Genomic DNA, 12,817 nt, shown 5'->3' on the forward strand with positions numbered 1-12,817 from the left:
TTTTTTGTTTGTTCTGTAAACTGTGACTCATGCGGCAAACTGAACAACGTCATCTCAATATCGCTATAATTACCCCTGCCAAACTCGCTAACACTCCCGCAATACTTACAAACTCTCCTGTACTCATTTTCTTGGCCTCCGGTTTTTCTGGCACTATAATTTGTGACCCCGGAGTTACTTTAGGATAAGATCTTATAAATAGGAACGAATGAGCCACTGCTGCTTTCCCATTAGGATAAATAATATAGGATTTCTTTTTCCATCCTTTATTGTCTACACCACCAACAGCACTTAAGTAATAACCAAATCCTTTTCCTTTTGTGTATGGGATTTCAGAAGTCAACAATACATTACCGGTAACTTTGACTCCTTCATTAAAAGCCGCTACTTCAATTTCATCACCAGCAAACAGCGTGACATTGGTATTACTTTCTGGATTTTTAACGATTGATTTCCAATCCACCGGTATTGTCGCAAATTTTAAATCCTCCTTTAATTTTTTGGTCAATTTTTTTTGAATACTATCTTTTTTACCCAAGTTCAAATTTACATTTTCTAAATCTTCTATTTGTTTGGCTTGAATTGGTCGTTTAATTTTAACCCCTTCTATATTAGCCACAGCCGTCAAACCACCTGCCCTCTGAATAATATCAAATACGCGTTCTTTTTTATTTGCTAAGACATATTTCCCGGAATAATTAACTGCTCCACTTACCGTCACTGATTCTGGTTTTTCATACACCGCCATTTTACGGATATTAACAACATCGAAAGGCTGTAATTCAAAGTTTTTCAACTGCTCATTATTGTTCGCTGTGATTTCAATATTAAATAGTTGTGCTTTACTTGGATTGGCATCATCTATTTCCTCAGACATGATCATTCGCGCTACCTCGACTCTTTTAGAAGCAGAACCGGTCAGACCACCTGCTTGAACCAACAAATCATTCAACGTTAAATTTTCATAATAATCATAAACTCCAGGTTTTTTTATCTCACCGCCAATCGTTATTTTATATTCTTCAACAAAATCCAAGATAGAATACACCGTTACAATATCTTCTCTCTTCAAAGCAACATCAGCTTCTAAGTCTCCGGCTAAGGCTTTAGCCAAATCCACATTCACGATTTCCGTTGTCAAATCTGATTGTAGTCGAATGATTCTAGCTCTATTTTGGTACGCATCCTCTTTTAAACCTTCCGCTTTTGAAATTAAGTCAGAAATACGCATTCCTTCGTAAAAAGAGTAGGTGTCCGGTCTAAAAACCGCACCTTCAATTTTAATACGGTTTTCAAATCGATTTAATATCTTAGACACTCTGAAAACATCACCAGAAAGTGGCTTATAACTATTGAATTCTGATGTATTAATGTCTATTACTTTAAATTCTTTGTCCGTTTTTTGCAATACATTTACCGAAGCGGTGTAAGCAAACTCATTAAAACCAGAAGCAAATGTCAATAAATCAGAGAATGTCTCTCCTTTTTTCATCTCAAAAATACCAGGACGTTTTACCTGTCCCTCTACAGTAACTCGCTGATTGTAGGCTGGAATTCGAATAACATCATTATCCTTTAAACCTACATTATCAGATTGGTCTCCATTGACCAAAAAACGATAAATATCCACATTTCTATACACCCTATTATCTCTCAACAGCTCAATATTCCTATAACTTCCATTTTTACCAGGACCGCCACCCAGAAACAAAGCATTATAAACAGTGGCCAATGAAGAGATGGAGTAGTTACCGGGTTGTTTACTCCCGATTATAGTAACCCGAATCGTTCTGATGCGACTCAAACTGATACCTACTTGTGATTGTCCGGATCGTACGGTACTATATACTTTAGCTATAGCCCCTTTTATTTTTTGGGTAGCTGCCTCAATAGTCATTCCTGAAACCTGAATTTGGCCTACATATTGAATAGTCACTTTGCCTTCTATTGAAACTGGAACACTGGCATTAAACTCCTGAACCCCATAAACGCTGACTTGTAATTCATCACCAGGCCCTAACACATAATTCACAGGAGTCGCCAATTTTAAATTGGGTTCGAAATTTAAGGTAGGATTATCAAACAATTCCGAACCAAAAATTAAGGCATTGATCGTATCTTTTACTTTTTTATTGACAATTTTCTCTTGTTTTCTGCTTAATTCATTTGATTCACCCTCTTCTTTTAAATCTTCTTTTTTGTTTAAAGTGGTAGCATTTGAATTTTCCGTTAAACGAATTTTTAATTTAGCAAACTCCGAGGCCGGCATTCCTTTTGCCAATGCCATTGGTTCTGCTTGTTCAACAGTCATATTATTAGTTTGCAACTGTGTTTTTATTTTTGCAATATCACTATCAGATAAATAATCCACCTTCACTGTGCTCAAATCATTGCTTTTTAACAAATCTTGTGCGAGCATAATTGAGGATTGAAAAAGGGCCATAAAAAATACAGCTGCAATAATTATTTTTCTCATATTTAATCTAAAATTTAAATTTATAAAATTTACAATTTATTCATGGCATTCAATTTAAAAAACACGTGTGACGCTATCACAAGCGTTAAAAACACCGCACAGCTACGCAGCAGTAAGCCACATTATAAAGGGCATACTCTTTTTAATTTTTTACAAAGCTAGAGTAAAATTACAGGAAAATCTATAGTTTCAGTAGGAAATATAAAACAAAAAAGCTTTCTGTTTGATTTATATTGCAGTACCAAAAAACAAACCCCGCCAATCTTTTGCGAAAGTAAACACAATTGTTTCTAAATGAAAAAAAAACGTGAATTCTATAAGGAATAACAGCATTAAATAGAAAAAAGTTTACAAAATAAAAATACTCTGTAAACTTTTAACTTTATTTTAATTCAAAAACGATCAGTACTATATTTTCAATAACGATTTATACCAAGGATCTTTTTTGTGTTTTACACCATAACCATAGCCGTATCCATACCCTTTTGTGGAATCCGTATCATTAAGAAGCAAACACAAGTTAGGCAGCTTTTGCTCTTTGTATAAGGTATTTGGAATATTGAGCATACGTTTTTCTAAAAAGTTAGCACGCGCTACATAAATAAAACAATCCGCATGTTTTGCAATCAATAGAGTATCCGCCACTAAACTTACCGGGGCGGTATCCACAATAATATAGTCGTATTGTGATTTTAGTGCTGCAAAAAGTAAGTCCACTTTTTTACTCATTAATAATTCGGCTGGATTAGGTGGTATAATCCCCGCCGGCAGTATATGAAAATCTTCAAATCCATCATATTTGACAATCAGATCTTCCAATTTTAAATCTTTCGATGATAAATAATTGGTAAACCCTCTTTCTGGCAAAGTAAAATATTCATCTAATCTTGGATTTCTGATATCCATACCAATTAACAATACTTTTTTTCCGGATAAGGCAAATGTTGCGGCAAGATTGGCCGATACAAAGGTCTTTCCTTCTTTAGGGAAAGTAGACGTTAAGAATATTGTTTTGGCTAACCCTTCCTCCGCTTTACTCAACATAAACTCCAGATTGGTTCTTATGATTCGCAAGGCTTCGGCAGAGCTGGTTCTGCTCTCCGATCTAATAATTTCCGAAGGACTATCCGAAGTAGGCACATCTCCTATAAATGGGATAAGCGTTTTTCCATCTAAGTCCAATCGACTCTTAATTTTGGTATCCAACAAATCATCGGTATAGATAATCCCAAATGGGATAAGAAGTCCTAATAATAAACCCGCTAAATAAATGATACTTTTCTTTGGCGAAACTGGAATTTTATTTGCTTTGGCTACGTCAATCACTCTTGCATTAGGTTCCGTAGCTGCCAGTGAAATGGCTGTTTCTTCCCTTTTTTGCAACAAATACAAATACAACTCTTCCTTTACTTTTTGTTGACGGGCAATAACCCTAAACTGACGTTCCTGAACCGGTATTTTACCGATTTTAGCATTCAGCATGCCTTCCTCTCTATTTAAATCTCTCTTTTGGATATTTAAACTGGATTGCATACGTAATAAACTGGTCTGAACGGTATTTTTTAAAGAGGCAATTTGTTGGTCCATCTTAATCACGGACGGATTTGATAAAGTAGCTGATTTCAGCACCCTGTTGCGGTCTAAAACCAATTGGTTGTAGGAACTGATCAGTCCTGAAGCATCTCCTTCACCTGCAATAATATTACTGGGCAACAAATCCGCATTCGTGCTTTTCTTCATAAAATCCAACATCGAAGACACCACATTCAGCTGTATCTCCGTCTCTATTCCTTTTTTATCGTATTCACTCGATCCCTCAATAAAAAGTTTCGCTTCTGATTCGATATCGGTCAGGTTATTGGATTTTTTAAAACTTTCAACATCTTGCTCCACACCATCTAACTCTTGGGTTATCAATTTCAATCGATTGGCAATAAATGTTGAAGTGTTTTCAGATATAAAATTCTTGTCGGCTGCCGCGTCTTCATTATAAATTTGAATCATGTTATCCAAAAAAGCTTCCCCTCTGCTTACCACTGCATCTTTGACAGAAATTTCAACAACACTACTAGTTTTACTGACGGAGGTAATTTCAAGATTTTCTCTAAAACTATCAACTACATCATCAAAAGAGCTTATTACCACTGTAAGAGAATGAATATCCTCCTTAGAAAAAACATCGTGAAATTTTGATTTTCTAAAAATTAACGTCCCATAGGCCGTTGCAATTTGCTCACCATAACTAAATTTAATTTTGTCCCCTAAAAGTATTTTTGTGGTATCATTTGTTTTTTCGACTTCCAATGCAAAGGTATTGGCCGTCAGTTCCGAAAATGCAAAATCAACTTTATTTTTATAAAAAATACCCGTTTTATTAATGATATCCACCTCAATTGGAGCATTACTGTAGATTTCCCTGTCTACAATATTTCCCTTTGCAAATATTCGAGTTGTAAGATTGAGTTTCCTAACAGTACTTTCCACTAAGGTTCTTGATTTCAGAATTTCAATTTCATTATCCACATTGCTTTTCATGGCACCTCCCAAACCCATATCGGCAAAAGCAGACAATTCAGACAGCATGCCGCCTTTTTTTTCGTCTTTAACCAAAAGGGAAGTCGTAGCCCTGTATTGGGGTACCGTATATCTTAAGTACAAAAAAGCTCCGAGTAAACAAATAGAAATTGCCAATACAAACCATTGCCATTGTTTTAGATACTTCTCTAAAAAACCTTTTAAATCAAAATCATTCTCTAAATCGTCGTCGAAATTATTATTTTCCATGCAAAAATTATTTGGTAGTCGTAATTAGTAAGGTGATCAAGGTGATGAGCAAGGACGATATAGAAATAATCACCCCTGTATTGGGCCCAATGGCCGCACCGTTTATTTTATTTTTATTGGGCTCCACATACACCACATCGTTTTGGGCTAAGTAGTAAAAAGGGGAGTTAATAAAATCTGCTTTGGTAATATCCACCCTGCTATAAGATTTCACGCCGTCTATTTCTCGAATAACCAATATATTATTTCTTTTACCGTAGATAGTCAAATCCTTAGCCATCGTTAAAGCTTCAATCAAAGTAATTCGATCCGAAGCCACGGGATAGGTACCGGGTAAATTTACCTCCCCTTGCACCGAAACTTTGAAATTCATGATACGAAGATTAATAATAGGGTTTTTAATATAGACCCCTATTTTTTGTTGTAACATTTGTAGCACCTCTGTACGGCTTAAACCGCTTACTTTTAATTTGCCTAAAACAGGAAATTCCATGAATCCGTTGGCATCTACCAGATACAACTGCATAGTCTCCTGACTGCGCACTAAATCTTGTCTGGAAGGACTAACCATACTAACTGATTTCAAATTAAAGGGCAAAGCGATTTCCGGATCTTCGGCAGAAACGATGATCATTAATAAATCATCCGGTTGCAATTTAATTTCATAGGAAGTAGCCTTTTCGGGAGGAACTATTCCATCAATACCCTGATAGTAGACAATATCGGTTCTGGAAGCACAGGAAAAAAGGAACAGGACCAAAAACAATGGAATTGTTTTATACAATAAAGGAAAATATTTCATACGTTGCTATTTATTATTTTTTAAGCGCCTGATAATTGCTTCGGCAGTTCGCAAAAGCTTGGGTTACATAGCGTCATTTGTATTTGCGACAAATCTATCGTTATGCTCATTTATAAAAATTTATTTTTTAAAAGTTGCAAATATAAGGATTATCTTTTTGATTAAATGTTAAAGAAAAAAGTGCTAATTAAATTGCGTTACAACCTTTAGTTTACTATTTATAACCCGTTGGGTTGCAATTATTAAAAACGTCAGTTCGAGTGTTTTTTGTGGAGTAAAACGGAACAAAAAATGTATCGAGAACCGTTTTTAATTCAAAATTTTCTTGTTCTCGATACCATTTTATAACGAAAATCACTACCATTGACGTTTTTATTTAATGTATTGAAAATCAATAATTTAACAAAATAAACATCCAAGAATAATACGTCATTTTATATTGCTTTTTTTAGAATAAAAATTATGCATCGAACTGACGAAAATTATAATTAAAAACTAATTCTAACTAACGGGTAAAATTTAGTGTTGAATAGCTATAAACACATTTTAGTGCGATTGTACCTGAACACTAATCCCTGAACACTGACCACTAAAAACTAATACGCATTTTTCTCTCCCTTGAACACATTAAAAACCGTCTGGAAAATAATTTTTAAATCCAATAACAGACTCCAGTTCTCAATGTACCAAATATCATGGTCCACACGATCCTTCATGTCAATGAGTTCCTTGGTTTCTCCCCTAAAACCATTCACTTGTGCCCAGCCTGTAATTCCGGGTTTTGCATAATGACGGACCAGGTAGTTATTAATCAATTCCGAGTATTGTTCCGTATGCATCAGCATGTGAGGTCGGGGTCCCACTACCGACATATTCCCCCAAAAAACATTTAAAAACTGTGGTAATTCATCCATATTGGTTCTGCGCATGAACGCCCCAATTTTAGTCACCCGTTTATCCCCAAGCGTGGCCTGTAATTTATCGGCGGAAGCATTCACGCGCATGGTTCTAAATTTCAAACAGCCAAACGCACGATTGTCCCTGCCGGAACGCTCTTGTTTAAAAAAAACGGGGCCAGGAGAATCCATCTTGATTAAAATCATTAGGATGGGAAATAACCATGGAAAAATCAAGACAATGACAAGCAACGAAAAACCAACATCAAATGTTTTTTTGGCAAGAAGATTGAGCGTAATTTCCAAAGGCTCCTTTCTTAGCATCAAAACGGGTGTATTCTCGTAAAAACTAATTTCGACCTTACGCGACTTCGTGTACAACTGAAAATCAGGGATGAATTTAATACGCACCATATAACGCTCACAGAGCTCGGTCAGCTCATTGATTATTTTTATATTATCAATATGCAAGGCAATATACATTTCGTCTACATTTTCATTGATGATATAATCCGGGATGGCATCAAATCCCCCTAATAATGGAGAGGATATAAAGGCAAAAGGATCTACCTTATCATCAAAAAAACCCAATACCCGATACCCATAAGTAAGATCTTTCGATAAAATCTTACGCATATGTTCTCCGGTATCATTAGCGCCTACAATAATTACATTCTTAAAATTGTACCCTTGAGCCCTGATATACTTCAAGACTTTCATAAAAAGCACCCGCGATACAAAAAGAAATACAAAAAATAGCAAATAGAAATACAACAAGCGCAAACGGGAAATTTCAGAATATTTTAAAACAACTACAAATAAAACAATCAATGCAACATGAAAGGCAATCATCCGAATGGTTCGCATCAGTATAGTCTCAATTCGTTCAATCCGTATAATCCGGTAGGAATCCTTGTAGAGCAACAATACAATCCAAAAAAGATTGGACAATAGGGAAATGGTACGTACTTCCTTTAAATCCAACCGATCCAAATTATCATACCGACTTAAAAAAGAAAGAATAATTGCTACATTCAGTAAAACGATGTCCCACATAAGAAAACAAAGTTTAAAATAACGCGAAAAACGGTAAGCGGCAAGTTCTTGTAAAAATGACATATAATGAGTAATGAATTTATGTTTTCAATTATTTTACAGTATTGGTTTATTAGGAACAAACTAGGAAGTACTTTTAAGTGCCTTTTTTCTATCTATTTATCACTCCTTCAACATCAAAAAAGTGCTTTGCATATTGATCGGTAATGAGTTCCCAATCATAGATGCTTGTGATTTTTTTACTATTTTCGTGTAACATCAGCTGATATTGATCCTGATGATATACCACATTTAACAGATGATTCGCCACATCATTAGATTCTTTAAAATAAATCGAATCATCTCCAAGAATATATTTGTTAAAAGGATTATCATTGGCACAAATCAAACTATTGGATGCCATTGCTTCTAAAAGTGACGGGTTGGTCCCTCCGACAGTGTGACCGTGAAAATAGATATTGGAATGATAGCGTAAATTATTCAAAACTTCCATATTATAAATACCACCAATAAATTGAATTTGATGGTGACTAGAAAACTTGTTTTTTAAATAATTGCCATAAGCGGTTTCATGATTGCCAATTACTAAAAAAGGACGAGATACATTGGCCTGTACAACCCCATCTAAAATGATTTCAATACTGTTTTCCGGTTCCAATCGGGCAATTAGCATATCATACTGGTAAGAAATCAAATTATATTCTTTAAGAATACTTGAATCCGGTGTCTCAAACAGTGTAGCACCATACGCAATATAAGTAGAGGTTGCCTTGTACTTCTCTTTTAGATAATCTTGAATTCCTATAGAATCGGATATTAAATGATCGCTGTATTTCACCCCCAAAGATTCTGCATAGCGAAGAAATTTTTTGACTTTTTCAGAGTATTTGGTACGTTTCCACTCCAATCCATCCATATTAGTGGTCACAACCGTTTTCTTAGGCAATAACCAGCCCCAAATAGAACTGCTCGTATACCCCAACTGTAATATCACATCACAATTACGTTTTCTGACATCTAAAATACAATTCAAATCATAAATGAATTGCCCAGCTGTTCCCAATTTATCCTCGGGATCATAACAATGTACAATTTGAACCCCATTCCATTCTTTTTCCTGATAAGGGTGATTGTGTGAATTATAAACAATAACTTCAAATCCTCTTTTAACCAAGCCCAAGGCAAGATATTCAGCACATTGCTCGAAACCACCATAATGGTTTGGTATGCCTCTTGTGCCAATTATTGCTATTTTCATTTATTTAAAACTGTATTGTAGGCTTTTAATGTTTGTTCAGCCGTTTGCTCCCAAACATAATTTTTTAATATTAATTGCTTCAAAGAATCTTTATTAGGTTCATTATAGGCTTTTAGAACCGCATTTTTAATTGAAAGAATATCATCCGGCTGGCAATAATAAGCTAAATCACTAAAATACTCTTCAGTGTCTCCTTTTGGAGTAACTACAATGTTGCAGCCCATAATTGCGGCTTCAAGAGAACTTAGTCCCGTGGTTTCAAACCAACTTGGTAAAACGTGCACTTTTGCAGCCTTAAATATTGATGCTAATTCCTTGTGATCTATGTGATCTATTATCTGCATGTTATCATTCTCTTCAATCAATCTAACACACTCTTCATAATATCCCATATGATTGGGAGAAGGCTTTCCAATGATTGTTAAAAACAAATTAGTTCCCTTTAATGCTTTAATTAAATTTAATTGATTTTTTCTTCCTTCAATTCTACCAACCGATAACACATGATTTTTAAAATTTTCATTGAGGCAGGTACTAGTACTAAAAGTTAAATTATTAATTGCGTTTGGAATTTTTAAATACGGTGTAGCTGTATGATACTTATTTACAAATCGATTATATTCGCTATGTGAATTTGGAAGTAGAAGACTTGCCTTATTCGCAACATATTTAATAGATGCTCTATGTCCATTCAATAAATAGAATTTTGAATTTATGGCATCTCCGTTTTTTAGAAACCTGGCAATTGCCTTAATATACTCTATTTTATCACTATTGAATATATTAGCTAGCAGCCCTAATCCACCACCTCTATTTCTTTCGTATTCACTATAATCCACAAATATCGTTGAAACAACAAATGGGAGTTTTGATTTTAAGATATGAGGTAATATATCGTCTGGTCTTATAATGTTAAAAAAATGCATAATATCATAAGTGGAATAATCAATTGCTACATCTCCTATATAAATATCCACATCAATCCCTAAATATCTTAAATATTCAGCAGTAGAATTTATTTGAATAGTGTCCCCCCCTGGCGATGTATTTAGGGTTTTCCTCGCAATCATGAGTACTTTCATTTTTCTACATTTTTTTATTAAGTAAGCCGCTACTGAATACTCTATAAATATCAATTAACCTATTTAAAATCATATAATGGTATTAACTAAACTGTCAATTTTTCAAAGCTTTTTTTATACTTTTTAATGGATTCATTCCTTTTTTTGTAGGAGTTAGGTATGCTCCTTCTCCATATTCATTCCAAGCATAAATTATTCCAATCTTTTCCTTAACCGTGTTTTTAGAATTTCTTTTAATCCAATTTTTACAGGAAAGTACCGAATTATACGCGCTTAAACCCGAAAACCCTTTGAAATAAGATGCTGTAGAATAATTATTCTTAGAATTTGCCCAAGGCCTAGGGTCCCAATTTAATGTGGTAACTGGCATGTAAGGCAATCTGGTTAACTGGGAGAACTGATTCCAAATGGCTACTTCAGCTTTTCGCATTTCATCTATTGGAATAACTCTTTTATCAGATTTAAGACCAGCATCATGATAATTATATCCAGTAATAACATCAAAACCACAGTCTTCAGCAAGTTTAATGTCCTTTTCTCGTGGATTTAAAACAATGGCAATTGATACCCCTTTTAGCCCTGATTTTATGGCCTGCTGTCTTAAATTAATAAGCGCTTCCCTAATTTTATCAACAGTTTTGAATTTATTTACTAACGAGCTTAAACTAAAAAAAGTTATAACAGGCTTACCATTAACCATTAAATAAGAATTTGATTTAAACTGAGAAATCCATTCATAGGTAACTGTGGCCCAATCATCAGGCCCAATTTCAAATCCAGAATGATTTGCCACAAGTAGATTATATTGTAATTTCTTTATATTTGGAGAGTTCAGATAGAATCCTAAACTCCTATTTAACGGTTCTTTTTTATAATTCTTTTCTCCCGTATAATACCAACAAAAACTAAAAAATGACAAACCAGAATTAGCTGCAAGATTAATCTGCTCATTCATTATAACTTGAGAGCTGGTAATCCAGCCCCATTTAGGCTCTCGTTCTGGAAATGATTTTTTTAATGCAGGAGTAATGTGGTAAGGATAAATACCTGTCCACCCATCAAAGTAGTATGCCCCCAGTTTTACGGTAACATCTGATTCTGAAAGTTTTGATTTTTTATTATTAGAAAGAACAAAGACACTTATCAAAACACATGTTAACGGGATAATAATAAAAGATTTATAACTGATTTTTAATATACTCATATTAGTAGTTCTCTTGATTTAATGAATTAGGCTATTCATCACATTAATTACTTTCTGAATAGATTTCTCTTTAAACATTTCACGCAACTCACATCTTAACTGCATGCTTTTTTTATGATCGTAAAGTACTATGTCTAATATATATTGGGAGAATTCTTCTGGGGTGTCTGCTATAAAAAAAACATCCAAAATTTCTTTTGGAAGTCCTTTAATTCCTACTGAAGTACAAACAACTTCATTGTCACGCATTAACATTTCAACTGATTTGATATTAACACCACTTCCAAACTTTACCGGATTTATTAATACATTTACTCGATCCAAATAAATATTTGGATTAGCTGGATTAGGTATTAACTCAATAGATTTTTGACAGTTGCAAAGTGCAATTACTTCATCTGAAGGTTCTGAACCTAAAATTAATATTCTTAAACTCGGATATTTCACTAATAAAAGGGGCAATACACTATTTACAAACCACTTTATCCCTTCAACATTGTTAGGCGTATTCAAATTGCCTAAAAATCCCACATTATAATCGAATTTAGTTGGTTTTATATGTAAATCTGATTTAGATAAAATGGGTGGTAACCAATGCCCATGGTTAAAGCCTTTATTTGTCCAGTATTTCAAATCATCAATTGATATGTCAAAGAAAGCATCACTCTTAGAAATAACACCTTTTTCGAATGACTTTAGATGTAAACAGGCGCCTAGTATTGATAACCTGGTTTTTAATCCTTTCGATAAAAGATATTGCCCTTTCATGTAAGAAGATTCAATATTATGTAAGCGAACCCCTATTGGTAGTTTTAAATCTTCTTTTAGCTTTTGCCCAATTAAAGCCCCATAAATATTATCTATAAAAATAAAATCGGGTGAAAATGCTTTAGATTCATTTAGAATTTCTTTGTATTTTTTTTCTGAAATGAAACGTGCTGCAACTAAAGAAGGGTATATAAGTAAACTTACAAATCGAATCCAATTTCTTAAAATATCTAAAACTATTAATTTATCTACATATTGCTCTAAGAATCTCTTTTCATCATCAGTTGGAACATTACCTTTTTTTATACCCTGCCAAGTAATTAAGAATACTCTATGACCTGCATTTTTAAAAGCTAGGATTCTATTAAGAATATCGACCTTTCCTCCATGATTAGCAGGATAAGGAAATTCGTTAGCTACAATTAAAATATTCATTTATTTTTATTATATTTAATTGATTCTTATCACTTATCTATCTATTAATAATAAGT

8 protein-coding genes are annotated in these 12,817 nt (G+C 34.0%); all 8 read right to left on the bottom strand.

Annotated features, from left to right (window positions below):
• Positions 1 to 49: 49 nt before the first annotated feature.
• The gene (locus tag ACM55F_RS11100) at positions 50 to 2,476 is read right to left on the bottom strand and encodes an SLBB domain-containing protein (RefSeq protein WP_416853877.1); all 2,427 of its coding nucleotides are present in this window, start codon (positions 2,474 to 2,476) and stop codon (positions 50 to 52) included.
• Between the two features lie 408 nt (positions 2,477 to 2,884).
• On the bottom strand, positions 2,885 to 5,260 hold the full coding sequence (locus tag ACM55F_RS11105; protein WP_416853878.1) for a GumC family protein: 2,376 nt from the start codon (positions 5,258 to 5,260) through the stop codon (positions 2,885 to 2,887).
• 7 nt (positions 5,261 to 5,267) lie between these two features.
• Entirely contained in the window at positions 5,268 to 6,062 is a 795-nt protein-coding gene (locus tag ACM55F_RS11110; RefSeq protein ID WP_416853880.1) for a polysaccharide biosynthesis/export family protein, read from the bottom strand.
• 596 nt (positions 6,063 to 6,658) lie between these two features.
• Positions 6,659 to 8,014 carry an undecaprenyl-phosphate glucose phosphotransferase gene (locus ACM55F_RS11115; protein ID WP_416853881.1) on the bottom strand — a complete coding sequence of 452 codons (1,356 nt, stop codon included), beginning with the start codon at positions 8,012 to 8,014 and terminating at the stop codon, positions 6,659 to 6,661.
• A 151-nt stretch (positions 8,015 to 8,165) separates the two neighbouring features.
• Positions 8,166 to 9,272, bottom strand: coding sequence for a DUF1972 domain-containing protein (locus ACM55F_RS11120; RefSeq protein ID WP_416853882.1), 1,107 nt, complete (start codon positions 9,270 to 9,272; stop codon positions 8,166 to 8,168).
• Positions 9,269 to 10,354: a glycosyltransferase family 4 protein gene (locus ACM55F_RS11125; RefSeq protein WP_416853884.1), complete on the bottom strand. Its 1,086-nt coding sequence runs from the start codon at positions 10,352 to 10,354 to the stop codon at positions 9,269 to 9,271. The genes ACM55F_RS11120 and ACM55F_RS11125 overlap by 4 nt, the downstream gene beginning before the upstream one ends.
• Positions 10,355 to 10,448: 94 nt before the next feature.
• A complete protein-coding gene (locus ACM55F_RS11130; protein WP_416853885.1) occupies positions 10,449 to 11,558 on the bottom strand; it encodes a glycoside hydrolase family 99-like domain-containing protein in 1,110 nt (369 codons plus the stop codon).
• Between the two features lie 18 nt (positions 11,559 to 11,576).
• Positions 11,577 to 12,761: a glycosyltransferase family protein gene (locus tag ACM55F_RS11135; RefSeq protein ID WP_416853887.1), complete on the bottom strand. Its 1,185-nt coding sequence runs from the start codon at positions 12,759 to 12,761 to the stop codon at positions 11,577 to 11,579.
• Positions 12,762 to 12,817 lie beyond the last annotated feature (56 nt).

The organism is Flavobacterium melibiosi (genome assembly GCF_048158545.1).
Taxonomy (GTDB): Bacteria; Bacteroidota; Bacteroidia; order Flavobacteriales; family Flavobacteriaceae; genus Flavobacterium; species Flavobacterium melibiosi.